Source organism: Anaerohalosphaeraceae bacterium (assembly GCA_035378985.1).
GTDB lineage: Bacteria > Planctomycetota > Phycisphaerae > Sedimentisphaerales > Anaerohalosphaeraceae > JAHDQI01.
This window is the reverse complement of record DAOSUR010000004.1, coordinates 123,784-148,867: the sequence shown is the minus strand read 5'-3', so window position 1 is coordinate 148,867 and position 25,084 is coordinate 123,784. Positions and strand designations below refer to the sequence as shown.

Below are 25,084 nucleotides of genomic sequence, written 5' to 3'. Positions count from 1 at the left end.
AGGACAAAAGTTTATGCAGAGAAGCCAAATCCAGCTGCAGATTTTGACAGCGATAGTCTGCGGAACCACTGTTTGGGCCGGCTCTCGAATGATTCAGGAATCCGATTTCTGCCTCGACTGGAAATTTTTTAAAGGAGACGCGCTGGATGCTTACCGTCCCGATTTTGATGATTCGGCTTGGAGAACGGTTTCGCTGCCGCATGACTGGAGTATTGAAGGTCCGAAAGACCGCCGGAATCCGGGCGGCCGACAGAACGGATACTTTCCCGGCGGCATCGGCTGGTATCGCAAGCGGTTCCGCCTTTCGCCGGAGGCCGCTGACAAAAAAGTTTTGGTACAATTTGATGAAGTCTATCACAATAGCGAAGTCTGGATAAACGGACGTTCTCTGGGGAGGCGCCCTTACGGGTATATTCATTTTGAGCACGACCTGACTGACTACTTGCGAATCGGTCAGGATAATGTTCTATCTGTGCGTGTGGACAACAGCGATCAGCCTAACTGCCGATGGTACAGCGGTTCCGGCATTTACCGGCGTGTGCGTCTCCTCATCACGGATAAACTCTGCGTGGTCAGCTGGGGCACGGCTGTGACCACCCCGCAGATTGACGAGAAGCGTGCATCGATAAAGGTCTGTACGGAGGTGCAAAATGCCTATCCGCAGCCGCAAGAGTGCATACTTCTTACACAAGTAATCGATCCAAAAGGCAAAACGGCAGCAGAAACCCGATCCGTTCGTCTGCTCCGAGCCGGTGAACACTCCCGTTTCGAAGAACAAATAGAAATCAGCCGTCCGGAATTGTGGTCACCGGACCAACCCAACTTGTACACCGTTCGCAGTCTTGTTCGAACACCGGAGCGTCTCTGTGACATTTATGAAACTCCCTTCGGTATCCGCCGAATTGCCCTCGATTCCAACAGAGGATTTCTGCTGAACGGAGTTCCTGTGAAAATGAAGGGAGTCTGTATTCACCATGACGCCGGTTCTCTGGGAGCGGCAGTTCCTGTTCGGGTGTGGGAAAGACGGCTGGAGATTCTCCAGTCCATCGGCTGCAATGCCATTCGGACCAGCCACAATCCGCCGGCACCGGAACTGCCGGACCTGTGCGATCGAATGGGTTTTCTGGTTATCGAGGAGGCCTTTGACAAGTGGGACGGACGGTACGGGCGCTGGTTTGAATCGTGGTGGAAGCAGGATCTGGTGGATATGATTCAACGAGACCGCAATCATCCGTCTGTTGTCATCTGGAGCGTAGGGAACGAAGTCTCGGGTCAGGGCGGAGAAAGGTTCATGGAACAGCTCAGCCGTCTGGTCGATGAAACACGCCGTCATGACCCGACACGTCCGGTGACCTGTGCGCTGCGTCCTTTTGACATCCGCTCACGGGAAGAAAATGCGCAGATTATTGCTCAAATCGCCAAAGCCATGGACGTGGTATCCTGCAACTACCAAGAGCAGTGGTTTGAAGATTATCGAAAAGAGTATCCGGAGATTCTGATTATCGCCAGCGAAAGTTATCCGTTTTATCGAGGCAAGGAAATGAGTTATAAGGCATTTGAACCGCTCAATCCGTGGCTCGAGGCGGAAAAGCATGATTACGTACTGGGAACTTTTTATTGGACAGGAATAGATTATCTGGGTGAAGCAGAGGCGGGCTGGCCGTATCATGGATGGAATTGCAGTCTGATCGACACCTGCGGTTTTGTTCGTCCCGTCGGGCATCTTGTTCGCAGTTTCTGGTCAAAAGAACCGATGGTATATTTGGCCGTTCTGGATGATTCACTGGAAGAACCCAACCCGACAAAGGACCACTGGGGCTGGCCCAAAATGGCGTCTCACTGGACTGTGCCTGTTCCGGAAGGTCAGCTAGTAAAAATTGCGGTTTTTTCAAACTGCCCGACTGCGGAAGTTTTTTTGAATGGACAGTCAATGGGACGCAAGGAACGCTGCCATTTTCCGGACGGGATGATGATTTGGAAGATTCCGTATATTCCCGGACGGATTGAAGCTCGGGGGCTGAAAGAGGAGAAAACACTTTGCACATATCAGCTCCGGACAGCCGGCCGGCCGACTCAAATCTGCCTGCTGGCAGACCGAAACGTTCTTCGGGCCGACGGACAGGATGTCAGCCATGTGGAGGTACAGATTCAAGACGCAGAAGGAGTTGTTGTTCCCAATGCGGCGCATACAATCCGGTACTTCCTGGATGGACCCGGGACGATTCTCGGGGTCGATAACGGGGATTTGACCAGTATGGAATCTTACCAGGCCTCTGAACGGAAGGTGTTTCAAGGGCGTGCTCTGGTGATTATTCAGTCCGCCCGGCAGGAAGGAGCAATCACTCTTCGGGCCCGAGCAGACGGATTAAAAGAGGCTGCCGTGGTTATTCAAACGGCCGCTTGTGAATCGATAAATAAAGATCTATCAGCTGCTCAATCATCCCGCTGACGGGGTGATTGCGGCGAACGTAATTCTGCGCAGCCGACGCCAGCTGACGAGCCAGCTCCGGCCGGCTTAGAAGTTTTTTCAAAGCCGCATAAATGCTCAATTCATTGTTCGGTTCCACCCAAAGAGCCGTTACACCGTCCTGCAGCAGGCCCCCTGCCGGGTCAGGGGTACCCGCTATGGCCAGGCCCGTTCCCATGACCTCCAGCAGGAGCGGTTCGAACCGCCGTACCGGATTCAGATACACAAAGATATCCGCTCCGGACAAGACATCCCGAATCGATTCCTCCATCGGAACCACGCTTAAATTCGACCGCAATCCAAGAGTTCGAACTCTTCGGCGGACCGCATGCTCTGCCCGACCGGAACCGAGAATCGCTGCAAAAAAATCAAAACCATCCAGCCGCAGATGACGCAGGGCCTGAAGAAACGGCTCCAAAGCATCCGCTCGGTCCAGCGGATGCACCAGAATCAGACTCGGCAGACGGGAGGAGTCGGAAAAACAGACACACGCATCCTCCGTATAGCAGCCGGGCCGTATCAGGTGAATCGGAGGCAGCTGTCCGCGTCCGCTTTGTTGGAGGACCTGCAGAATCGGCTCACTGGCGGCTGTCAGGGCATCCGCCTGCTCAAAAGGAAACAGCCGGCAAAACAGTTTTTGGGGAAAGTCAAAAAAAGACAGGATATAAGGAACCTCAAAGCACTCGGAAAGAAAATGCAGCAGACGCGCATGGGCCGGCCAAACGCCGTGCAGCACCGTCGGTCGATAATATCGGAGGCATTCGATAAATTCCTGCATGGCTCGGCTTCGACGCCGAAACTGCCAGTTCTGAGGATATTCAAAAACCTCCACGGATGGACACAAAACTTTGTAAAAATCGCTTCCCTGCGGTCCTGCCAGCGCCGGGCGATAGGAAGACCCTACCAGCCCTACCAACATGCTGCGAAAGAGCCCCGGATACAGCCGAAGCACCTCCGGCCGGACAAAAAGCAGAGGTCTGCAAACCTTCCGACACAAACCGCCGGTATTGTTTTCATCAGGAGGCATAATCCTTTACTGATTTTTGGTGCGCTGCGTCAGGATTTGCGTCAATTTTTCCAGTTCGCCCGCTTTGATATGGTAGCACTGCGAATCATCAGGAAACCGGCCTTCTCGGATTTCCTGAGCATAGGCGGCTACGGCCTGCTCAACCGCTTGACCCAAATCGGCAAAACGCCTGGAAAACTTCGGCATTGGTCCCGTGCTCAGCCCAAGAATGTCAGAGATGACCAAAATCTGACCGTCACAGTCCGGCCCGGAGCCGCAGCTGATAACCGGAACAGGGCTTTGCCGGGCAATCAAAGCAGCAGCCTCTCGAGCTGTGCCTTCCAGCAGGAGTGCACCGGCACCGGCCCGGACCATATTTTCGCTCAATTCAAGCAGCTCATAGGCCAGCTCCGCCGTTGTGCCCTCGGCTTTCAGCCGTCCGAGTTTCGTAATGCTCTGGGGACGAATTCCGATATGAGCCATCACCGCCATGCCGGCATCGCTGACGGCCTTGACGGCATCCAGATAGGCTGCAGAGACCTCCATTTTGATGATTTGAACATCCGCTTCCCGGACAAAACGGCCTGCATTTCGGACTGCATCCGCCGGACAGGTCTGATAGGAAAGGAACGGCATATCCGCCGCCAGACAGACATCCGGTGCCCCCCTCCGCACGGCTGCCGTAAGCATCACCATCATATCCATAGTGGCCGGCAGGGTTGATTCATATCCAAAGATAACCTGGGCCGCCGAATCCCCCACCAGAATCATATCCACTCCGGCCCGGCTGACCCATTGGGCGGTTGTATAGTCATAGCAGGCAACCGCTGTAATCTTCCGGCCGGTTTGCTTCATCTCCAGCAAAGTCAAAATGTTCTTTCTTGCACCCATATCTTCCACAACGTTTTATTTTACAATAACTTACTCTCTTTTTTTTTGCAAGCGGAAAAAATCATGAAGGGGAACCGTTTTCTGCTTAATCAATCAAGACACAATATGTCCTTAAAGATGCATTAAAATTTTGTTAAAGTTCTGAACAAAATCTGTTCGATATGACTATAGCATATAGAAGGGTCTTTCAGGGTCTTATAGAGAGTACTTTTCAGGCTTTTCATCACCCTCCTCCGAAGCCAGATTCTGACTCGTTTGGGATCTGGCTTTATTTTTTTTATCTTTACAAGCAAAACACCAACAATAAAACCCTATTTTATCCGTTTTTCCCAGATTCTATCAGCGGCTGGCTGCCAAGCCATTCAAGGATGGCGTCCACCGGCTGATAGGCCGGAGCCAGATTGGTTTGTTCAGGAGCAATTTTGAGCGTCGGTTCATGAAGAAAAGTTCGATATTGCTCTCCCTGCTCCGCTGTCGGCTCAAATCCCTTATTCAGATGCGGAGCAAGCATAATCAGCAATTCCGAGTTGGTTTTTTCCTTCCTTTCGCTCGAAAACAGAATCCCCAGAAGCGGCAAATCCCCTAACAGGGGTACCTTCTGGGTCGTAATCAGCGTATCCTTTCGGCGCAAACCGCCTAAAACAATCACCTGACCGTCCTCTACCAACAGCGTTGTCCGGGCCTGCCGAGTATTGACAATGGGCACATTGGTGGACGACTTGCCCGATGTCACATTCTGCTTGGGCTGAATTGTCATCTGGATTTTCCGTTCATCCGTCACAACCGCCTTGACCGTCAGCGTTACGCCCACTTCCTTAAATTTCGTGCTCGTCAACGTTCCGCCGCCGGATGTATCGCTGGTCTCCGTATACGGAATTTCCTCGACGGTTTTGATTTCCGCCTCCTGTCCGCTGAGTACAACAATCCGCGGGGTCGCCAGCAGCTCCACGTGCCGCTGCTCCTGAAGGGCATGCAGCGTCGCCGTCAAATCCCCGTTGAGAAACGTAAGGTCCATCCCCGCTGCGGCCGGCGAGACCGTGTCAAAGGTATCCAGCAAAATCTGCTTGGAGGTCGTTCCTCTGCCTTCCGCACCGCCCAGCAGAAACTGCCAGTTGACGCCGATTTCGGTATCATCAACAAGCATCACATCCGCAATCACCACCTCAATCAGAATCTGTTCCGGCATTCGGTCTGCCTGACGCACCTCGCTGACTATCCGTTCCAGATAGTCGGGCAAATCGCACAACAGCAGCGAGTTGGTAGCTGCATCAATCGATACCTTGCCGGCCGGAGAAAGCATTCCGCTGACCAGGTCTTTCAGATTTTCCGCACGAAGAAACTTCAGCATCACTGTCTGAACGGCCATCTGCCGCCCGTCGATGGCAGCGGCAACCGATTCAGCGGGCTGCACCGCAGACTCTTCAGCCGTTAAACTGCCAAACGGATCACGGGAAACCGTTGTTTCCTGGGCATACACAAACATTCCAAACAGCAAAAATCCCGGCAAAATGGTCTTTATTATTCCATTCATACCTTATTGCTCCTTTGACTTCTCCGTCGCAGACGGCTCTCGCCTGTCCGTATCTCTTGCAATCGGCACCAGCAGGCAAACCCGCCCGGCCAGCATCCCCGGACGCTCTCGGGCCGACTCAATTTTCAAAGACTCCAGCAGCACACATCGAGGATAGGATTCCATCAGCCGAACCCATTGAAACCAGGCATCGTAGGTACCGTACAACTGCATTTTTACCGCCCGGATTTCCGCTGCCTGCGGTTCATCCGGCAAAACGGAACGGCCTTTCGGAGCAAGGTCATATTCCAGCGCCGCCAAATGACAGCCTGTCTGAGCAGCTCCTTGTTCCAGCCAGGCAAAAAATGCTTCCGCCTCCGCTGGTGTAAAAACAGAAAACGGCTCCTTTTTCTTCCATTCTTCAAGCCGTTGAAGCTGAACCGCCAGACGCTCTCCGACTCTTTCCATCGACGCCAATCGTTCCGCATAAAGGCCTTCGAAATCCCGACTGCGGGAGCGGGCCTGCGCCGACTGGAAATAAGGATGCAGAAAGACCGGATAAGCCGCCGCCAGAATCACCCCCGCCGTCAGCCAAGGCAGCCGCTCCCGAATCAGAACCAGCCGTTTAGTCAGAGACGGCATCTGCATCATATTCTTCTCCTGTTTCAAAAGATTTCAGACGGCAGATGATGCGATACTCATACACCCGTCCCGAACCTGCACTGAGCCGGCTTTCCGCCACAGCGGCACTCGAAATCAGGGAACTCTGTCCCAGCCGTGCGGCAAACTGATAAATAGCCTGAATCGAAAGGGCTCTGCCTGAAAGCTCCATCATCCCGTTTCGCTCCATTTCAAGAGTGGTGATTTGAAGGGCCGGCGGTATCCCCCTGCGAATCTCCTCAAAAACGGAAGAAAAAGAAAAGGCCGCCCGTTGACGGTTCATTTCCTCACTGACTCGCTGCAACGCCCGGAGGGCATCGATCTTTTCTTTAACCTGTCTTTGACGCTCCGCTGTCTGAATCAAAGGCAGCGGCTTCTGAGAATCAGAAAGCGCCTGTGCATCGAAAGGCATCAGCCAGGTGGAAAGATAAAACCCCCCGAGCATCAGGGCCGCCGCTGCCACGGTTTTCCAAAAACTTCTCTGCCAGGCATATTGTTCCAGCACCTCCGGCGGGAGCAGCTCCGGTACCAACTGGGTCGCCGGCTCAATTCCTTTCCAGGCGGCTCCCAGTGCCGCCGGCCAGACCCGTTCATCCTCCTTGAGTTCTATGCCTTTAGGCCGACGCTCCGGCGTAATCAAAACCACCCTGTCCCCGAACAGGGACTCCAGGCCGGCTTGCAGGCCTTCGAACGCATCCTTCCTTTCATCCAAAACGACTATCACCTGCCAGTGATGCTGAAACGAAAAACCCTTCTCCAGTTCGTAAAACTGCTGAATCGTCCGAACTTGCTCAAGAATAAAGGAGGAAAGCTCTTCCAAACCCCCTTCCCATGAAAATCTCTGCACAAAATCCAGCTTTCGATTCAAATAGGCGCAAACCGTCAGCGTCTGCCCGGTCAAGGAAGCGGTCAGAAGATTTTTAGTCTTGCGGGCCTCTTCCCAAAACGCCTCAATCGCCCGATACACGGCGCAGAAATCCATCTGAAGCGATTGAATCTCCACGCCGGCAAGCCGGAAGGTCTCCGTCAGATTGCGGATGCACTCCCGCGTCGTAAGACCCGCCAGGATTTTTTCTTTGCCTTCCTCATCAGCCCCAAGGGAACAGTAATCCGCATAGGCCGTCCGTTTCACCAGAATCGGGCTGAATCGCATCTCCGTATGAATAAATTTCTGCATATTGGAGGGAATCTCCGCCGGCAAATCCAGAATCTGCGCCGCCGTCTGGCCATCCGGAATCACCACAACAGCCCGCCGAAGCCCGATCCGCGCCGCTTTCAGCATCTTTCGAATCAGACCTGCCGTACGAGCAGGATGCTCAACCCATCCTCCGCAGACCTCCCCCGCCGGCAATTCCGTACGGCCCGAACGCAGGCGGACAACCTTTGACCCGACCGCTTCCACCCACACGGCCTCCGCATAGGTGTCCGTCAGCACAATTCCCAGCGATTCTTTTTTTCGTTGGCCTCTCATGGATTGATTTGCAAAGACTGGATCGAAACCGGATAGGGCAAAGACAACCCTGTACGCACTTCGGCGCGAAGCCGGGCCTGATAGCCGGCCGCGGTCATCCCAATAGACTCAATCGTGAGCAAAGGCGGACTTCCGGCTACCGAAACGGTATAGAAATCATCAAAAAACGGCTTATTGGAAAAACCGCTGTCCCAAGAGACATCCTGCCGGATCGCCGCAATGGCATCATTCAGTCCGGCTTCCGCGACCGCCAGGGCTCGGGCCATTTCCATCTGATTTTTGACCTGCAGAAGTTCCTCGGTGGTCAAATGGAGCATCCCAACAACCAGAGCCGCTGTGAGGGCCAGCAGGAAGACCACAATCAGCAAAACACTCCCGGAACTGTCTGTCTTTTTTCTCACAAACACGTCTGTCTCTGTTCCTCAAGATAGAATCTGTCTCCTTGTGTTCATCGTCTATACAGCAGTTTCGATTAAGCAGCTTTTTAATCGGATTGACAGCCCGTAAGAGAGCGGTAAAAAGACCGAAAAAACCTGTCCATCAAAACCTTATCGGAACCCTGCATTCTTTTCGGAAACACCTTCAAAATAGAAAAACCAGGTCCGATAAATTCCCTACATCCGCCCGGCAGCCCATTCAATTGAGCGATGAAGAATCTGCCAGCCTTCCTCCGTCAGCCAGCTGTTGTTAAACCCGCTGTAGCCCCATGGGAGGACCACCCGGCGAGCCGGTGCCGGCTGTCCGCCCCAAAGGGCGCCGCCCGCCTCCACAGCCGCCAGGTTCACCTGCGACTGTAAAAGCCGCATCCCCAACGGAATCAGTCCCCCCGCCGCCGAACCTCTCATTCGAACTAAATCCCCCAGCAAGTAGGATAAAACGATTACATAATCATTCATCGCATAGGAATCTGTAATAGGATGTGCAGTGTTCACAATCCGCACGCCCCAGGCCAAATAGGTCGTCCCTTCCTGATTCGAAATCTTCATATCATCATGACAATTCTGATGCTCCATTATCACACCAATTGGAACCAGTGCCAGTTTCGAACCGAGATTTTGACAGCCGCAGCTGGAGGGGATAAACACTGCATCAGCTGCAGAAGCTGCTGTATCAATCTGCGCTTGGCTTGAATGATCGTCCAAAAGCGAAATCTCATACCCCCAGCCCTCCAACCGCTGGTAAAGCCGCTGTTCATACACCGTCAAAGAAGAGGGATTGCCCACAACCAGCAGAATACGCAGGGCGGTCGGCTCCGGCTCCGTCCGCAGGTAAACAGAAAAATCATAGGATTCACTTCGCCCTCCCGCGGCGGCAATGACCGAATCGACCCGAATCAGCCGAATCGAAGACGCCTCCTCGGCTGGATTGACGAAATCATCAAGAGAAAAACCGGTTATCTGAAAACGGCTGACCGGCCCGGCCAGCAGCGACAAATCCCCTGCCGGACCAAAATAGACGTATCCATCAGGACCGACTTCATAACGGTACGTTTGCCCCGATGCATCCTGAAACTCCACAAATCCGAGGGTCTGGGCGGTGCCGCTGACGGCGGATATCGAACGAGCCGCCGCCAAATGACGATTCAGATGCTCCTGAAGAACCCGGGCATTCTGCTGAATCTCCGAAGCAGATTCTTTGGAGTCCCACCCCGCCTGCAGAAGCCGAAACTGCGGCAGAATCACCAGAAACACCGTCGAAACCAGCGACAGGGCCAGAATCATTTCCACCAGCGTCCAGCCGCCTCTGAATCGTTCCGGTTTTGCGATTTGCGGTCTCATCCTGTCCCTTATTGAAGTCGGGCAATCCGGCTCCGAAGCACGGCCAACACCTCTGACCCGTCCAAAATACTGTTGTGATTTTCATCGTATCCAACCAATATGGAAACCGTCCGGAGAAGCGGGTCTGTATCCGCATTCACAGTTCCCAGATACCCCCCTCCCAACGCTTGACTGGAAAACGACCAGGAAGATGTAAAATCATCAGAAGCCGCACGAGCCCGAAGTTCCTCCATCTGGTTCTGAGCCAAAATCAGCGAGCGGGTAACTTTTTCCGTTCGGGTCGTAAAGAAATGCACCCGGCTCATTGCCTGCAAAACCGGCACCATCGCCAGCGAAAGAATGAGCGTGGAGATCAGAATCTCTGTAAAGGTCATCCCCGTACGCCAACAATTCCCTGAGTAATGCTTCAATCTTCTTTCCGGCATAAAACGGCTCCTGTCGCCGGAATCAAGGTAATGGAATATTGAATATCGCCCGCAGAAAGACGGATTGCACTGTCGCTGCCGCTCAGAAGGTTGCCCAGCGGACCAAAAGCGAAACTCCGCCCGCCTGTGCAAAGCACTCCGGCGGAAAACGAACAATTCGTCAGCGTCAGTCCGCTTTGGCGATTTCGCACCGAATAACCGCTGTAGGGCTCACTGCCTTCCATCCGAAGTTCATAGCCGGAAGGATTGCCGGCAGCGTCCGCCAGCGCCAGCTGGCGGGTCCAGCGAAGGTCGGCGGCCAGCTGACGGGCGGCTGTCTTGGCCGACTGCTTCCCAACAGCCCCCATCGGCAGATGCGGAACCGCAACTGCCGCCAGAAGCCCCGCCAAAAGAATGACAAACAGCAATTCAATGATGCTGATGCCCGCCGATACCCTTTTCACCTCTTAGCCCTCAAAAAAAGAGGGACACCGCATCGAAAAGGCGGTATCCCTGCTGATCGCTTTGGGAAAAGACAGCCGCTTAAAATCAATCAGTGATTGCACGTCACGCGATGATTGGCATTCATTGTATAGGTGCCGCCCAGCGGACAAACCGGCGCTCCATCCGGAAAATACGTCGTGTTGTTCGTGACGTTCGTTAACGCCGCCGGATAACTGCCGGTATCAACATAATACATTTCAATGGCTGAATTAATTAAGCTGATGTTTGTATCACAAGCCCGCTGACGTGCATTGCTGGCACTCTGCGAAATTCGCGGCAGTGCTATCGCAGCCAATGCCCCCAAAATCATTACGACAATCAGCAGTTCCACCAGCGTAATACCTTTCTTATCCTTCATGGCCGTACCTTTCTGTTCTATTCTCTGTCTGTTCCGCTTCCACCGTGCACCCTTTTCTTCGTCCAAAAACAAACCCGACTTTTGCACGGAAACCCGTTTTTTTTTAACAATACCTTTCCTGCCGCGTCGGCTTATTTGATATGGCTCATATAATCAAACATCGGCAGGTAAACTCCCAGCAGAATCAGCCCAACCGCCGCCCCCATAATGACCGATAACATCGGCTCCAGCTTCACCAAAAGCGCCGCCGTCCGCCGCTGGACGGCATTGTCCAGATAATCCGCCCCTTTGGTGAGCATCTCCGCCACGAGTCCCGCCTCTTCGCCGGCATGGGCCAGCTGCACAATCACCGGCGGAAATATCGGATGTTCCGCCAGCAGCTGTGCCAGCGAACCGCCGGTCATAATCTCCTGTTCAATTTCTTCCCCGACTTGATTCAGAACACTGTTGCGGCAGACCTGACGGGCCTGCTGAAGGGCCTGAACAATTCCGACGCCGGCTGACGACATCATCGCAAATGTCCGAATATACCGGCTGACCAGTATCATCTCCACAAGCGGTCCGATTATCGGCAGTTTTAGAATCGCCTCATCCCAGGCCGCCCGAAGCCCAGGATGATTCCTCCATCGTTTCCAGCCCCAGTAAACAAACCCTGTCAACAGCGGAAAAATCCAAAAATAATGCCGGACCAGCTCACTGAGCCCAATCAGAATCTGCGTCGGCCAGGGCAGTTCGATATGCAGCTGCTGATAAAGCCGCTGAAAAACCGGAATCACAAAAATCACAATGGCCGTCAGGATGCACACACAAAGCAAACCCACTACGGCCGGATACAAAAAAGCCCCCTTTACCTTCGTTTTCACTTCCAGCTGCTTTTCATAATACTCCGCCGCCTTCCGGAGCGTCTCGGCCAGTTTGCCGCCGGTCTGTCCGGCCTCCAGCATTCCCAAAAAGAAATCTCCAAACACACCCCGATAGGGTTCAAAGGCGGATGCCACAGAGGAACCGGCTTCAATGGAGCGTCGAACCGAATTTAAAATGGACTTAAGTTCCTCATTCGAGGCCTGTTCCTCCAGGGTCTCCAGACACCGAACCACCGTCAGCCCCGCCGCAAACATCCCGGAGAATTCATAGGCGAACGCCACAATTTCCGTCGGCCGAATCTTTCCTTTTCCTCCGCCCCCCTCCTTCCGCTCCACCGGCTTGGCCTCCAGCAGACGGCAGCCCAGCTTTCTTAAATCCGCCTCCAGATGGGCTGCATCCGCCGCATCTTCATAAATACCCGCCAGCCGAACCCCTCGGCTGTTTTCCGCAATATACTGATACGAAGGCATTCGCTCATCTCTCCCGCATATCAATCACCCGCATCACTTCCTCCAGCGTGGTTCGGCCCTGCCGGACCGCCTCCAGCCCCTGCATCTTCAGCGTTTTCATTCCCTCTCGAATCGCCTCTTCCCTCAAATCATCTTCCGACCCTCCCGAAACAATCCGATGTCGAATCGACGGCGTCATCATCAAAATCTCATAGACCGCAGTCCGTCCCAGATAGCCCGTTTGACGGCAGTATTCACAGCCCGCCCCCCGATAAAGTTCGGCCTTCATGTCCGATAATTTCAAAATCTTCCGGGCTTCCGGCTCGGGTTTATACGGCCGACGGCATCGCGGGCAAATCGTTCGAACAAGCCGCTGCGTAATCACCCCCAGCAGGGCACCGGCCAGCTGATGAGCAGCCGTCCCCAAATTCAGAAACCGAGGAATAACCCCGACCGCCGTGTTCGTATGCAGCGTACTCAGCACCAAATGGCCGGTTTGGGCCGCACTGACCGCAATCTCCGCCGTTTCCTCATCCCGAATTTCCCCAATCAGAATAATATCCGGGTCCTGGCGAAGAATGCTTCGCAGAGCCGAAGCAAACGTCAGCCGAATCTCCGGCTTGACCTGAACCTGGGTAATCCCGGCAATCTGATATTCCACCGGGTCCTCCACGGTAACAATATTCCGCTCAGGACGATTCAAATGCTGAATCATCGAATACAGTGTAGTGGTCTTGCCGCTTCCTGTAGGTCCTGTCAGCAGAATCATTCCGTACGGATTGCTCAGCAGGGAACAAAACTTTTCCAAATCCGACGGCTCGCTCACCAGCTCCTCCAGCCGACGCAGACCGGTTTGCGAATCCAGAATTCGTATAACAATCTTCTCTCCTCCGACCGCCGGCAGCGAAGAAACACGCAAATCATACAGTTTTCCCCCCTGCTCCAGAGCAATATGCCCATCCTGCGGCAGCCGCCGTTCCGAAATGTCCATATTCGCCAGAATTTTGATATGCGAAACCACCTGACGCTGCACCGAAGAAGGAACCTCCAGTGCATCCTGAAGAAGTCCGTCAATCCGGTAGCGTACTTTCATATCCGGCTGCCGCGGCTCCAGATGAATATCGCTGGCCCGATTGTCAATCGCCCCCGTCAAAATCGATTCCACCAGCCGCACAATCAGCGCATCAGCGGATTTGGCCGCCTGCCGCACCGGTGCATTTTTTTTCTCCTCGGCGGGTTTGTTCTTCAGACGCATCGCCACAATGTCCTGCCGAGTCAGGTTTTCCACATTGAAATGTCTCTGCAGGGCCTGGCGAATCGCCTCCGCACTCGCCGCCACCGGCCGAACCTGATAGCCGGTTCGCGCCGCAATCATCTGACGAACCGACAGATTCAGCGGACTGCTCATCGCCACAAGGAGTGTATCCCCTTCTACACGAAGGGGTATCAAAACATAGCGGCGGGCCGTTTCCAGCGGAATCAGTTTCAGAGCTGACGGGTCCACCATCTCCGGATTCAGCTGAACATATTCGATTCCGTTGCTGACGGCCGCCAGCTGAGTCAGAGCGTCTTCATCCAGCAGCTCTTTCTGCCGAAGCAGATGAAAAAGACTCTCTCCCGTTTTTTCCTGTTCAGACAGCACCTCCTGAATCTGCTCTTCCGACAGAAGATGATGCTGCCGCAAGGCATCCAAGACCGCCGCGTTTTGTTCCTCAATCCCCGAAGGAGTCGCTTTCATTCGATACTCCACGCGCAGACAATCAAAACGTTTCCACATTCTTTTCGACCGAATAACCGCTCCGCTTAACCGCCGATTGTCCGCGGCTTTACGCACAGGAAAAAGATTTCTGCAAAAACCAAATGGGTTTTTAACCGATATGATGACGTTGTAAAAAAAACAGGAATGGAATATTCTGGATATTATCGTTAGGATATATAATGAATAAACCGGAAACTTTTACTCCTGAATCCGGCCGGATTACAGAAGAACAGACCCTTCTACAGACAGGGGAGGCAATCAGAACCCTCTCTCACTTTATCAAAAACATCCTTCAAATGGTCGGCGGCAGTGCCGAAATCGCCCATACAGCCGCCCAAACCGGCAACTCCAAAGGCCTCGAAAAAAGTCTCGCTTTGCTTGTGCCCAATTTCGAGCGGCTTCGCCGGACCCTCCTCGATTTGTGCGAATACAGCCGAATTCGTCCCATTGAAGCGCTCCCGTGCAGTCTGAAAACACTTTGGGAAGAGGCTGTTGCGGATTTGCCCGATGTGATGAAGGAAAAGCTCCCTGCCATTACGCTGCAAACCGATAGCCCCATGCCCGCCGCTTATCTGGACCCGGACAAAATCCGCCGGATGTTTCGGCACATTCTCATTTTTCTGCTGGACCAGAAAACCGATTCAATCTCCGTCGAAATCCGTTCCCAGCCGCAGACACCGGAATGGCTTATCTCTTTTGCCTGGCAAGGCCGCCTGCCGGAAAATCCCAACAATCTTTTTGAACCCGCCGAACCGAAAGGAGCCCAATGGGGGACAGGATTGGATTTACCGCTGGCAGCACGAATTCTCTCTCAGCACCAAGGGCACATCGAGGCAGTCCAAGAGGGAAAAATCTCCCTCTTGCGGCTGTATCTGCCTCCGCAGCCGTTTGAAAAAGTTGATTGTACTTGTCTTTAGAATTGATTCAGAAAGCGGATGTCGTTTTCGAACAGAAGCCGAATATCTGAAATGCCGAATTTTTTCATTGCCAGCCGCTCAATGCCGAATCCAAACGCCCAGCCGGTGTATTTCTCGCTGTCGATTCCAACCGCATCAAAGACATTCGGATCGACCATCCCGCAGCCGCCGATTTCCATCCAGTGTTCGCTGCCGTCCTTGTCCGTCCAGAGGATATCCACCTCGCAGCTGGGCTCCGTAAACGGAAAGAAACTCGGCCGAAACTGCCATTTCGTGCCGGCTCCGAAAAAGATTTGAATAAACTGATGAATTGTACTTTTCAGGTCCACCATGCTGACCCCTTCATCCACCACGAGGGCCTCCAGCTGATGGAACATAAACATATGCGTGGCATCCACCGTATCCGGCCGATACACCCGTCCCGGCGCAACCACCCGAATGGGGGGCTTCTGCCGCTCCATCACCCGAATCTGAATCGTCGAGGTCTGACTGCGAAGCAACCGCCGGTCATCAATGTAAAAATTGTCCATCGGGTCGCGGGCCGGATGCTCCGGCGGAATATTCAGGGCGATAAAATTATGCCATTCATCCTCGACCTCCGGCCCATAAGCCACCGCAAACCCCATCCGCCCGAAAATCTCCAGAAGTTCGCTGATAGTCTGAGAGATGATATGGCTCTTGCCCTGTCGAACCGGAAGGCCCGGCAGCGTTACATCGAGAATCGGCCCGCCCCGATGCACAGTGCCCAGTGAGCTCTTTTTCCGTTCGAACGCTTCCGTCACCTCGTTTTTAATTCGATTGGCCAGCTGCCCGCCCTGCTTTTTTAATTCTGCAGGCAGTGCACCAATCTGACTGAGCATCAGGGTTACCTGTCCCTTGCGGCCCAGATATTTGATGCGGAAGGCCTCCAGCTGTTCGGCGCTTGAAACCGTCTCCAGCTCCTGCAGAGCCGCTCGGCCGATTTGTTCGAACTGTTCGAGCATAATCCAACCCTACAGGGCGGCTTTGGCTTTTTCCACAATCTGGTCAAAAGCGGTCGGGTCGGCAATGGCCAGCTCGCTGAGCATCTTGCGGTTCAGCCCGATTCCGGCCTTCTTGCAGCCGTTGATGAAATGGCTGTAGCTGATTCCGCGCTGCCGGCAGGCGGCACTGAGCCGAATAATCCACAGCCCCCGATAGGTCCTCTTTTTCTGCTTTCTTCCGATTCGGGCGTTCACGTTGGCCCGAACAGCGGCTTCTTTGGCCAGACGCAGCAGCTTGCCATCCGGACCGCGATGTCCCTTAACGACCTGAAAAATCCTCTTTTTGGCTTGGCGCCGTGCAGCGCCGCGACGTACTCTCGGCATACCAGCTTTCCTTTCGTTTCCGTTTCTTGCGCCCGCTGCGGCAGCTGATGAAGCCGGGAAGCAGGCGGAATCGACTTGTCTTTCTCTAACTTACTGCCCGAGCAGAACCCGGATTTTCTTGGCGCGAACGCCCTTAACCAGAGTGGTTGAACCGAAACGCCGCCGCCGCTTGGCGCTCTTGTCACTGAGCAAGTGCCCGCCGCCGCAGCGTTTGCGCTTCACCTTTCCGGTTCCGGTTATCTTCACCCGCTTGGCAAGTCCTTTATGTGTTTTCAACTTTGGCATCGAGTCTGTCCCTCAAAAACATTTTTCGAAAAATAAGAGGTAAGAAGTTTATCTTCGGCCGACAGATTCGTCAACCCAAAAATGACAAAAGAACCAAGATTTTTCCCCAGGTCTAACTGCCCTTGGCAGGCCCCAGCACCATTGTAATCCGCTTGCCCAGCATCTGCGCCGGCCGCTCAATCTTGGCAACCTCCTGAAGGGCCTGCACAATCTCCTCCATCATTTGGTAGCCCTGCTCCACATGGGCCATTTCCCGCCCGCGAAACGGCATTGTAAACTGGACTTTATGCCCCTTTTCGAAGAACTTGACGGCCTGGGCCAGCTTAATCTGGCGGTCATGGTCGTCGATTTTCGGGCGAATCCGAATCTCCTTGAGCGTGACGACATGCTGTTTTTTCTGGCTTTCTTTGGCCTTGCGTTTCTGCTGATACAGAAATTTGCCGTAATCCATAATTCGGCAAACCGGCGGATTCGACGTCGGCGACACCTCCACCAAATCCAGTCCCGCTTCCATCGCCCGGTTTCGGGCCTCCTCAATCGACACAACCCCAACCTGTTGATTGTTTTCATCGATCAGCCGAACCGGGCTGACCCGAATCCGCTCATTAATCCGGAAATTAATCTCTTTAGTGATAGTGTTTCCCTTTCCAAAAAGTCTGTGAAACCGTTTCTGACCTGTTCATAACGTCAACGACAAAGAACGGCTGCGGATTTTTTCCTGCACGCCGGATAGAAATGCTTCTACATTCATTGAACAGCTTTCTTTGGACTGGCGAAGCCGAACGGTCAGCGTGCCCGTCTCCTCTTCCTTCGGGCCGATCACCGCCATATACGGAATCCGGTCGGAATGAGCCCGGGCGATTTTGGCCCCAATCTTGTCATCCGTCAGGTCCGCCGAACAGCGAATCCCCGCTTCTTCCAGCCGCCGCTGCACCTGCTCGGCATAGGCATTTGTTTTTTCGCTGATGGACAAAACCCGCACCTGCTCTGGAGCCAGCCAGACCGGAAAATGTCCGCCGTAATGTTCAATCAGAATCCCCAAAAAACGCTCCAGCGACCCCAAAATCGCCCGATGAATCATCACAGGTGTTTTCTCGGTATTATCCCGGTCGGAATAGACCAGATTGAACCGCTGCGGCATCGAAAAATCCAGCTGAATTGTCCCCAGCTGCCAGGAGCGTCCCAAACAGTCATTGATATGAAAATCAATCTTCGGCCCGTAAAACGCCCCATCACCTTCGTTTATCTGAAAGACCAGCCCTTTGTGCTTCAGGGCTCCGGCCAGCGCATTCGTCGCCAGCTCCCAGATTTCATCTGAGCCGATATGCTTTTCCGGCTTGGTGGACAGCTCAATATGATAATCCTCAAACCCGAAGGTCGAGTAAATCTCCTGCACCAGATTAATCACGCCGATAATTTCGCTTTCAATCTGCTCGGGGGTACAGAAAATATGGGCATCATCCTGCGTAAACTGCCGCACCCGCACCAGCCCGTGCATCTGCCCGCTGGCCTCGTAGCGGTGAACCAGCCCCAACTCCGCCACCCGCATCGGAAACTCCCGATACGAATGCTTCCTCGAATTGTAAATCAAAAGCCCGCCCGGGCAATTCATCGGCTTGATAGCGTAATTGACCCCGTCCACGGAAGTAAAATATATATTCTCTTTGTAATGGTCCCAGTGACCGCTGCGGTGCCAGAGCGACTCATTGAGAATAATCGGAGTCTTGACCTCCACATATTTGTACCGTCGGTGCACCTGCCGCCAGAAGTCGATGATTTCGTTCCAGATAATCATCCCCTTCGGATGCAGAAAAGCAAATCCCGGCCCTTCTTCGTGGAAGCTGAACAGTTCCATCTGCTTTCCAATAAGCCGATGGTCCCGCTTTTTGGCTTCTTCGAGCCGTTCGAGATAGGCATCCAGCTCCTTCTTGGTCGGCCAGACGGTTCCATAGACCCGCTGAAGCATCTTCTGGCTGGCATCTCCGTGCCAATAGGCGCCGGCCACACTCATAATCTTAAAGGCCTTCGGGTCGATACAGCCGGTTCTCGGAATATGCGGCCCCCGGCAAAGGTCTTCAAAATTGCTGTCGCCGTGCCGGTAAAAACTGATAACATCCCCGCTGGCCCGCTGGATGTTATCCAGTTTATATGGGTCATGGGCCATTTTCCGGAGGGCCTCCTGTCGGCTCATCTCAATCCGAATGAAGGGCTGATTGGATTGGATGATTTTCCGCATCTCCTCTTCGATTTTCTCAAAGTCCTCCGGACGAATCGGCTCATCCAGGTCAATATCGTAATAAAACCCGTCGGCAACCGTCGGCCCGTAAACCAGTTTGGCCTTCGGCCAAATCCGGCAGATTGCCTCCGCCATAATATGCGCACAACTATGCCGCATTACCTCCAGTCCTTCCGGCTGGCGGGCTGTGAGCACTTCAAAGGAAACATCCCCCTGCAAAGGGACAGACAAATCGGAAAGTTTTCCGTTTATTTTGACAGCCAGAGCGGCTTTGGCCAGCCCTGGTCCAATAAGTTCAACCGCCTGTTCGGCTCGTATTCCGTCGGCCGCTTCCAGCACTTTCCCATCCGGGAGTGTCAGTTTTGCCATTTATCCTTTCATCCTGAATGAATCTTCTTTTTTATTATCGACAATCTTCAAAAAATATACACATTTTCAGAAAAAGTTCAACCACAAATATCGCTTTTATAGGTCTTTATAAAACCTGCTGATTCCCCTAGAAACAGATTCTCCCCCTCTAAAAATCCCATTTTACGGTCAGAGCCCCGTAGCTGTCGAAATAATTTTGTTCCTTATATTCCTGAGTCAGATAGGTCTGCGAGTATCCCAGTTCCAACGAACAGAGTTGAATGACACAGCCCACCTGAAGGTGCCCGACAAACGGTTCCGGATCCAAATCCGTCAAAAACTGGTTATATCCGACGGCCCTTCCGCCAACCCGAATAAAGAAGTACCCCGCTTTTTCCTTACGGAATGCCTCAGTTACGGCTCCGGCAGGCAATTCCAGCCGGTCCGGCCCCCAATCCTTCGGCAATTCCCAAAATCCAAACCGGCCGATTACGCTTGCCTGCAGATGACAAAAGACCGAACCTGCCGTAAACCCATACTCCGAAAGAAAATCTATCTTTTCGGACGGCTTCCAAAACGTCCCCTGCAAGCGATGTTTGCGGTACCAGGAAAAATCCACCGCCGGACGGTCTCCCAGCTGGCTGTCCCAGCCGATTGGTTTTCCGGAATGCATCGCTTCGTGAACACAGGTCTGAATCTGGCGTCCTTTGGCAGAAGGCCCAATGACGCCCAAGCTCAATTCCGCCTGGTCCAGAACCTGTTCATTAGCCCGCTGAACAAAAAGACCGCTGTAAAGCCATCCGGCAAACCGCATATCCTTCAGCCGCCGTCGAGCGGGTTCATCCACATAATCGGGGGTATAGATATTCTGGCCCAAAAAGATGCCGGCCGCTGTCTCAACAGGCCCCTGAGGAGTCGGAAAGAAAGGCACATCCATCTGTCCGTACCCTTCCAGCCACTGCCAGCTCGGCTTGAAGCCGTATACCAGTTTAAACCCGTTGGTGTAATGGCGGTCGGTGTTGTGATTGGGTTTCAGATATCGGCTGTCGTTTTCAGCATAAATCGTAAAGGTCTCCGCTCGTCCCGCCGAGCTTAGGACCATCACTGCCGGCACCACCAGCCCCCCAAGTGCCCTAAACCAGCTGTTTGCCATTTTGTTTTCCCCTTACTCCCACTCAATTGTCGCCGGCGGCTTGCTCGAAATGTCATACACTACGCGATTGACCCCGCGCACTTCATTGATAATCCGGTTGGCAATCCGGCCGAGTACCTCATAAGGAATCCGCGAGAAATCCGCCGTCATAAAGTCCGTTGTATCCACCGAACGAATGGCAATCACATGCTCGTAGCTGCGTTCGTCCCCCATCACGCCGACCGTCCCGATCGGCAGCAGGACCGCCAGCGTTTGGCTGACGCTCCGATAGAGTCCCGCCGCTTTGATTTCCTCAATCAGAATATCGTCCGCCTCCCGCAGAATAGCCAGCTTCGGCTCGGTTACCTCGCCGATAATCCGCACCGCCAGTCCCGGTCCGGGGAATGGGTGCCGCCAGACCATCTCCTCCGGCAGCCCCAGATACTCTCCAACCAGCCGCACCTCATCCTTGAACAAATCCCGCAGCGGTTCAACCAGTTCAAACCCCAGCTGCTCCGGCAGCCCGCCGACATTGTGATGCAGCTTGATATTTGCCGCCAGATTGCCGTCCTTTTTGCCCGATTCAATCACATCCGGATACAGCGTCCCTTGTGCAAGAAAATGTGCATCCGGGATTTTGGCGGCCTCAGATTTGAATGCCTCAATAAACTCTGCTCCAATGATTTTGCGCTTCTGCTGCGGGTCCGTCACACCGGCCAGCTTCGCCAGAAACTGCTTTCCCCAGTCCACCACCCGCAGGTCAATATGAAAATGGTTGCGGAAGGTCGCCACAACGCCTTCCCGCTCGTTTTTCCGCAGCAGTCCGTTATCGACAAAGATGCAGACCAGCTGGTCGCCTATGGCCTTGTGCAGCAGGGTCGCCGTCACCGCCGAATCGACCCCGCCCGACAGGCCGCAAATCACCCTCGAGGAGCCCACTTTTCGACGGACGGCCTCAATCGCCTCCTGGACAAAATCGCTCACCTGCCAGTCGCCCCGGCAGCCGCAGATGTCATACAGGAAGTTTCGGATAATTTCCTGTCCGCGCGGCGTATGCGTCACTTCCGGATGAAACTGAACCCCCCAGAACCGCCCGTTTTTGTGGCGAACCGCCGCAACAGGACAGGTCGGCGTCTCGGCCAGCGGGATAAAGTCATCCGGAAGCTGCTGCACCTGGTCGCCGTGGCTCATCCAGACGGTTGTATGCTCCGGAAGCCCCCGAAACAAGTCATCCGGACAGAGGATTCTCAGGGCCGTGCGTCCGTACTCGCGGGCCGGTGCCGAAGAGACCTGCGCCCCCAGCAGTTTGCACCCTGCCTGCATCCCGTAGCAAATCCCCAAAATCGGCACGCCCGCCTCAAACAGCCGACGGTCGCACATCGGAGCATTCGGGGCATAGACGCTGGCCGGCCCCCCCGAAAGGATAATCCCCTTCAGACCCGGACGCAGAATCTTCTCCAGCGGCAGACTCGGCTGGACAATCTCCGAATAAACCTTATGCTCCCGCACCCGACGGGCAATCAGCTGAACATACTGACTGCCGAAATCTACAATGACAATCTGCTCATGCATCGATTCAACCATCAGCTGTCAAACGGCACATATCCCGAATAGTTCGGCGACTCTTTGGTAATCACAATATCGTGCGGATGCGACTCGCTCACGCCGGCCGGACTGATTCGCACAAACCGTCCCCGCTGTCGAAGCTCCTCAATCGTCCGCGTGCCGCAGTAGCCCATTCCGGCCCGCAGTCCGCCGACCAGCTGGTACACAAAATTGCTCAGCGTCCCCCGATACGGCACCCGTCCTTCGACTCCCTCCGGCACCAGTTTGTCCCGCTCGGCAGTTCCGCTCTGTCCGTAGCGGTCCGCCGAGCCCTGAATCATCGCGCCAATCGAGCCCATTCCGCGGTACTCTTTAAACTGACGGCCCTTGTAAATGACCAGCTGGCCGGGGCTTTCCGCCAGTCCGGCAAACAGCGACCCGAGCATCACACTGGACGCCCCCGCCGCAATCGCCTTGGTAATGTCGCCCGAATGACGGATGCCGCCGTCGGCAATCACCGGCACCCCCTCTTTGTCCGCATACGAAACCGCATTCATCACAGCGGAAATCTGCGGCACCCCTACCCCCGAAATAATCCGCGTCGTGCAGATAGCACCGGGACCGATGCCCACCTTCACGGCATCTGCACCGGCCAGAATCAAATCTTTGGCCGCCTCCGCCGTGGCGATATTGCCCGCAATCACATCAATATCAAAATGCTTCTTGATCCATCGCACCATCTCAATCACATTCTTGGAATGCCCGTGCGCTGTATCCACCACCAGCACATCCACTTCGGCTTCAATCAGCGCCCGCACCCGGTCGTGGTCCCGCACCCCCACCGCCGCCCCAACCCGCAGCCGCCCGCGCGAATCCCGAACCGCCGACGGGAACTGCTGCACCCGGTCAATATCCCGCATGGTAATCAGTCCGGCCAGCCGCCCTTCTTTATCCACCAGCAGCAGCTTCTCAACCTTATGCTTCTGGAGAATCTTTTTGGCCTCCTCCAGCGTGGTTTCGGCAGGGCCCGTAACCAGATTGTCCTTGGTCATCACCTGCCGAATCGGCACCGAATCATCCGCCAGAAACTTCAAATCCCGCCGGGTCAGAATCCCCGCCAGTTTCCCCCCTTCTACAATCGGAATCCCCGAGACATTCTGCTCCTGCATCACCTCCCGGGCTTTGGCGACAGACATATCGGGCGTGAGCGTCACCGGGTCCAGAATAATCCCGTTTTCCGAGCGTTTGACCTTGATGACCTCCCGCTTCTGGGCCTCGATGGAAAGATTTTTATGAATAATCCCGATGCCGCCCTCCTGGGCCAGAGCAATCGCCAGGGCCGATTCCGTCACCGTGTCCATCGCCGCCGAAACAATCGGGATATTCAGCGGAATCCGCCGGGTCAAACGGCTGCTCGTATCGGCCTCAGCCGGCACAAAATCACTGCGGGCCGGAATCAGCAGCACATCATCAAACGTAATTCCTTCCCCAACGATTTTTTCTTCTATATTCATAGACAGTCTCCGATGACAGACAAACAGACCCTTTTAGAAGACAGAATATATCTGCATAATGGAGGTGCGTCAAAGACAATTTGACGTGAGCTGTTTTGATATGCTGTTCTTTTTGTAACCATACAATACTGTACCTGACAAAACAAACCCTGTCAATCCTCTGCTTTCAAAAACTGAAAAAACAGTTGTTCCGCCAAAGAACAATTTGACAGTCCGGCCTGCGGCTGAAAGAATAAGGCCTTCAGCAAAGTCCTAAAATTGGAACAACTGGGAATGTCGAATCGTGCTCAGGCATTAAAAGTACTCAAACGGCTCCGCCAGGAGGGCTATCAGGCCCTTTTTGCCGGCGGCTGCGTGCGAGATTACCTGCTCGGAAGACACCCCAAAGACTATGATGTTGTCACCGATGCGGTCCCGGACCAAATCATCCCGCTGTTTCGAAAAACACTCAAAATCGGCGCTCGTTTCGGTGTGGTGATTGTCATCCTCGAAGGCAAACAGGTGGAGGTGGCTACCTTTCGAACGGAATCCGATTATCAGGACGGCCGTCATCCCGAAAAGGTTGAGTTCGCCACGGCAAAAGAAGACGCCCTGCGTCGAGATTTCACCATCAATGGGATGTTCTTTGACCCCATCAGTCGGCAGACCCTCGATTTTGTCGGCGGCCGGGAAGACCTTCAGAAGAAAATCATCCGCACCATCGGTAACCCCGACGAGCGATTCGGCGAAGATTACCTGCGGCTCCTGCGGGCGGTGCGTTTTGCCGTCCAGCTGGATTTCGATATCGAAGAACAAACCTGGCAGGCCGTTTGCCGACATGCCCCCAAAATCCGTCAAATCAGTCCCGAGCGGATTGCGATGGAGCTGGAGCAAATCCTGACCCATCCGAACAGGGCTCGCGGCGCACGTCTCCTGAACGATTCCGGGCTGGCCCAAACCATCTTTACCGGTTTTGAAGAACCCTGCCGGCTTTTCGGGGGCAAAATGCTTCGGCATTTGCCGGAAGAAGTCGATTTGTCTCTGGCTTTAGCAGCTTATTGGGCAGCAGCCCCCATCGATAAAAGTATGGAATGGGCCAAATCAATTCGGCTCAGCAATTCCACGATAAAACATATCCGATACCTGCTCGAACACAAAGACGTCCTGGCAGACGCGGAACTTCTTTTGGCCCAATTGAAGATGCTTATGGCTGAACCCTATTGGGAGGACTTAGTCCACCTTCGCAAGGCCCTTCTTTTGTCTGAAGGTCAGTCCATCAGCCCCCTGAAAACGATTCAAAAAAGGGCCGCCGCCCTGAAAGGCAAAATCCTTCGCCCCAAACCCTTGCTGGACGGCCATCAGCTTATCGCTCTGGGGGCTGTTCCCGGTCCGATGGTCGGCCGGCTGGCCCGCGAACTGTATATCGCCCAGCTTGCCGAGGAAATCCAAACCCCCCAGCAGGCCCGCCGGTGGGTTCAGCAATGGCTTGAAAATCACACCGAATCCAAAAACGAATAATCCCTCTTTTTTCGGCAAATCAGGACTTGTCAGGATATTTAAACTATGGTATAGTCCCTCTCTGAACGGGGCCGTAGCTCAGTTGGGAGAGCGCTTGCATGGCATGCAAGAGGTCGTGAGTTCGAATCTCATCGGCTCCATTT

The 25,084-nt window shown here is 54.0% G+C and carries 23 protein-coding genes and 1 tRNA gene; 4 read left to right on the top strand and 20 right to left on the bottom strand.

The annotated features are described in order from the left end of the window. Positions 1-13 precede the first annotated feature (13 nt). Positions 14-2,449 (top strand): glycoside hydrolase family 2 TIM barrel-domain containing protein, encoded by a 2,436-nt coding sequence (locus PKY88_05040; protein HOQ04558.1) that lies wholly within the window; start codon positions 14-16, stop codon positions 2,447-2,449. Here the strand turns inward: PKY88_05040 and PKY88_05035 are convergent. The 12 genes from PKY88_05035 to PKY88_04980 all read right to left on the bottom strand — a co-directional run bounded on the left by PKY88_05035 (position 2,385) and on the right by PKY88_04980 (position 14,139). Next, entirely contained in the window at positions 2,385-3,494 is a 1,110-nt protein-coding gene (locus PKY88_05035; protein ID HOQ04557.1) for a glycosyltransferase family 4 protein, read from the bottom strand. The genes PKY88_05040 and PKY88_05035 overlap by 65 nt on opposite strands. Before the next feature lie 6 nt (positions 3,495-3,500). Next, positions 3,501-4,364, bottom strand: a complete 864-nt coding sequence (gene panB / locus PKY88_05030; GenBank protein HOQ04556.1) for a 3-methyl-2-oxobutanoate hydroxymethyltransferase — start codon at positions 4,362-4,364, stop codon at positions 3,501-3,503. A gap of 316 nt (positions 4,365-4,680) precedes the next feature. Next, positions 4,681-5,895, bottom strand: a complete 1,215-nt coding sequence (locus PKY88_05025) for a secretin N-terminal domain-containing protein (GenBank protein ID HOQ04555.1) — start codon at positions 5,893-5,895, stop codon at positions 4,681-4,683. 3 nt (positions 5,896-5,898) lie between these two features. Then, the gene (locus PKY88_05020) at positions 5,899-6,525 is read right to left on the bottom strand and encodes a hypothetical protein (GenBank protein HOQ04554.1); all 627 of its coding nucleotides are present in this window, start codon (positions 6,523-6,525) and stop codon (positions 5,899-5,901) included. Next, complete coding sequence (locus PKY88_05015) at positions 6,500-8,005, bottom strand: PilN domain-containing protein (GenBank protein ID HOQ04553.1); 1,506 nt, start codon at positions 8,003-8,005, stop codon at positions 6,500-6,502. Before PKY88_05015 ends, PKY88_05020 begins: the two co-directional genes overlap by 26 nt. Continuing rightward, complete coding sequence (locus PKY88_05010) at positions 8,002-8,406, bottom strand: hypothetical protein (GenBank protein ID HOQ04552.1); 405 nt, start codon at positions 8,404-8,406, stop codon at positions 8,002-8,004. Before PKY88_05010 ends, PKY88_05015 begins: the two co-directional genes overlap by 4 nt. A gap of 213 nt (positions 8,407-8,619) precedes the next feature. Next, complete coding sequence (locus PKY88_05005; protein HOQ04551.1) at positions 8,620-9,783, bottom strand: type II secretion system protein; 1,164 nt, start codon at positions 9,781-9,783, stop codon at positions 8,620-8,622. A gap of 8 nt (positions 9,784-9,791) precedes the next feature. Next, positions 9,792-10,208 carry a hypothetical protein gene (locus tag PKY88_05000; GenBank protein HOQ04550.1) on the bottom strand — a complete coding sequence of 139 codons (417 nt, stop codon included), beginning with the start codon at positions 10,206-10,208 and terminating at the stop codon, positions 9,792-9,794. Beyond that, on the bottom strand, positions 10,190-10,651 hold the full coding sequence (locus PKY88_04995; protein HOQ04549.1) for a hypothetical protein: 462 nt from the start codon (positions 10,649-10,651) through the stop codon (positions 10,190-10,192). Before PKY88_04995 ends, PKY88_05000 begins: the two co-directional genes overlap by 19 nt. A gap of 89 nt (positions 10,652-10,740) precedes the next feature. After that, the gene (locus PKY88_04990; protein HOQ04548.1) at positions 10,741-11,049 is read right to left on the bottom strand and encodes a prepilin-type N-terminal cleavage/methylation domain-containing protein; all 309 of its coding nucleotides are present in this window, start codon (positions 11,047-11,049) and stop codon (positions 10,741-10,743) included. A 131-nt stretch (positions 11,050-11,180) separates the two neighbouring features. Then, positions 11,181-12,383: a type II secretion system F family protein gene (locus PKY88_04985; protein ID HOQ04547.1), complete on the bottom strand. Its 1,203-nt coding sequence runs from the start codon at positions 12,381-12,383 to the stop codon at positions 11,181-11,183. Positions 12,384-12,387: 4 nt separating this feature from the next. Beyond that, the gene (locus tag PKY88_04980) at positions 12,388-14,139 is read right to left on the bottom strand and encodes a GspE/PulE family protein (GenBank protein HOQ04546.1); all 1,752 of its coding nucleotides are present in this window, start codon (positions 14,137-14,139) and stop codon (positions 12,388-12,390) included. A 161-nt stretch (positions 14,140-14,300) separates the two neighbouring features. Between PKY88_04980 and PKY88_04975 the strand changes: the two genes are divergently transcribed. Further along, the gene (locus PKY88_04975; GenBank protein ID HOQ04545.1) at positions 14,301-15,038 is read left to right on the top strand and encodes a hypothetical protein; all 738 of its coding nucleotides are present in this window, start codon (positions 14,301-14,303) and stop codon (positions 15,036-15,038) included. Here PKY88_04975 and pheS read toward each other — a convergent pair. From pheS to guaB, 8 genes are all read right to left on the bottom strand, one after another. Further along, positions 15,035-16,021 carry a phenylalanine--tRNA ligase subunit alpha gene (gene pheS, locus PKY88_04970; protein ID HOQ04544.1) on the bottom strand — a complete coding sequence of 329 codons (987 nt, stop codon included), beginning with the start codon at positions 16,019-16,021 and terminating at the stop codon, positions 15,035-15,037. The genes PKY88_04975 and pheS overlap by 4 nt on opposite strands. Before the next feature lie 9 nt (positions 16,022-16,030). Continuing rightward, a complete protein-coding gene (gene rplT, locus PKY88_04965) occupies positions 16,031-16,384 on the bottom strand; it encodes a 50S ribosomal protein L20 (protein HOQ04543.1) in 354 nt (117 codons plus the stop codon). 90 nt (positions 16,385-16,474) lie between these two features. Then, positions 16,475-16,669 carry a 50S ribosomal protein L35 gene (gene rpmI, locus PKY88_04960; GenBank protein HOQ04542.1) on the bottom strand — a complete coding sequence of 65 codons (195 nt, stop codon included), beginning with the start codon at positions 16,667-16,669 and terminating at the stop codon, positions 16,475-16,477. Between the two features lie 112 nt (positions 16,670-16,781). Then, entirely contained in the window at positions 16,782-17,279 is a 498-nt protein-coding gene (infC, locus tag PKY88_04955; protein HOQ04541.1) for a translation initiation factor IF-3, read from the bottom strand. Between the two features lie 69 nt (positions 17,280-17,348). Beyond that, complete coding sequence (thrS, locus tag PKY88_04950; protein HOQ04540.1) at positions 17,349-19,274, bottom strand: threonine--tRNA ligase; 1,926 nt, start codon at positions 19,272-19,274, stop codon at positions 17,349-17,351. A gap of 148 nt (positions 19,275-19,422) precedes the next feature. Beyond that, the gene (locus PKY88_04945; GenBank protein ID HOQ04539.1) at positions 19,423-20,406 is read right to left on the bottom strand and encodes a lipid A deacylase LpxR family protein; all 984 of its coding nucleotides are present in this window, start codon (positions 20,404-20,406) and stop codon (positions 19,423-19,425) included. Positions 20,407-20,418: 12 nt separating this feature from the next. Next, positions 20,419-21,957 carry a glutamine-hydrolyzing GMP synthase gene (gene guaA / locus PKY88_04940; GenBank protein ID HOQ04538.1) on the bottom strand — a complete coding sequence of 513 codons (1,539 nt, stop codon included), beginning with the start codon at positions 21,955-21,957 and terminating at the stop codon, positions 20,419-20,421. A gap of 11 nt (positions 21,958-21,968) precedes the next feature. Next, the gene (gene guaB, locus PKY88_04935) at positions 21,969-23,444 is read right to left on the bottom strand and encodes an IMP dehydrogenase (GenBank protein ID HOQ04537.1); all 1,476 of its coding nucleotides are present in this window, start codon (positions 23,442-23,444) and stop codon (positions 21,969-21,971) included. A 273-nt stretch (positions 23,445-23,717) separates the two neighbouring features. Here guaB and PKY88_04930 point away from each other — a divergent pair, with 273 nt between their 5' ends. Both PKY88_04930 and PKY88_04925 read left to right on the top strand, forming a co-directional pair. Continuing rightward, positions 23,718-24,941: a CCA tRNA nucleotidyltransferase gene (locus PKY88_04930; protein HOQ04536.1), complete on the top strand. Its 1,224-nt coding sequence runs from the start codon at positions 23,718-23,720 to the stop codon at positions 24,939-24,941. Positions 24,942-25,008: 67 nt separating this feature from the next. Then, positions 25,009-25,081, top strand: a tRNA-Ala gene (locus PKY88_04925). Positions 25,082-25,084: the final 3 nt, after the last annotated feature.

Coding starts and splice junctions, on each gene's coding strand:
- guaA (HOQ04538.1), bottom strand. CDS start 21,957: ATGCATGAGCAGATTGTCATTGTAGATTTCGGCAGTCAGTATGTTCAG.
- PKY88_05020 (HOQ04554.1), bottom strand. CDS start 6,525: ATGATGCAGATGCCGTCTCTGACTAAACGGCTGGTTCTGATTCGGGAG.
- PKY88_04990 (HOQ04548.1), bottom strand. CDS start 11,049: ATGAAGGATAAGAAAGGTATTACGCTGGTGGAACTGCTGATTGTCGTA.
- thrS (HOQ04540.1), bottom strand. CDS start 19,274: ATGGCAAAACTGACACTCCCGGATGGGAAAGTGCTGGAAGCGGCCGAC.
- pheS (HOQ04544.1), bottom strand. CDS start 16,021: ATGCTCGAACAGTTCGAACAAATCGGCCGAGCGGCTCTGCAGGAGCTG.
- rpmI (HOQ04542.1), bottom strand. CDS start 16,669: ATGCCAAAGTTGAAAACACATAAAGGACTTGCCAAGCGGGTGAAGATA.
- rplT (HOQ04543.1), bottom strand. CDS start 16,384: ATGCCGAGAGTACGTCGCGGCGCTGCACGGCGCCAAGCCAAAAAGAGG.
- PKY88_05035 (HOQ04557.1), bottom strand. CDS start 3,494: ATGCCTCCTGATGAAAACAATACCGGCGGTTTGTGTCGGAAGGTTTGC.
- PKY88_05040 (HOQ04558.1), top strand. CDS start 14: ATGCAGAGAAGCCAAATCCAGCTGCAGATTTTGACAGCGATAGTCTGC.
- PKY88_04930 (HOQ04536.1), top strand. CDS start 23,718: ATGTCGAATCGTGCTCAGGCATTAAAAGTACTCAAACGGCTCCGCCAG.
- PKY88_05000 (HOQ04550.1), bottom strand. CDS start 10,208: ATGCCGGAAAGAAGATTGAAGCATTACTCAGGGAATTGTTGGCGTACG.
- panB (HOQ04556.1), bottom strand. CDS start 4,364: ATGGGTGCAAGAAAGAACATTTTGACTTTGCTGGAGATGAAGCAAACC.
- PKY88_04975 (HOQ04545.1), top strand. CDS start 14,301: ATGAATAAACCGGAAACTTTTACTCCTGAATCCGGCCGGATTACAGAA.
- PKY88_04980 (HOQ04546.1), bottom strand. CDS start 14,139: ATGTGGAAACGTTTTGATTGTCTGCGCGTGGAGTATCGAATGAAAGCG.
- PKY88_04985 (HOQ04547.1), bottom strand. CDS start 12,383: ATGCCTTCGTATCAGTATATTGCGGAAAACAGCCGAGGGGTTCGGCTG.
- PKY88_04945 (HOQ04539.1), bottom strand. CDS start 20,406: ATGGCAAACAGCTGGTTTAGGGCACTTGGGGGGCTGGTGGTGCCGGCA.
- PKY88_05015 (HOQ04553.1), bottom strand. CDS start 8,005: ATGAGAGGCCAACGAAAAAAAGAATCGCTGGGAATTGTGCTGACGGAC.
- PKY88_05025 (HOQ04555.1), bottom strand. CDS start 5,895: ATGAATGGAATAATAAAGACCATTTTGCCGGGATTTTTGCTGTTTGGA.
- guaB (HOQ04537.1), bottom strand. CDS start 23,444: ATGAATATAGAAGAAAAAATCGTTGGGGAAGGAATTACGTTTGATGAT.
- PKY88_05005 (HOQ04551.1), bottom strand. CDS start 9,783: ATGAGACCGCAAATCGCAAAACCGGAACGATTCAGAGGCGGCTGGACG.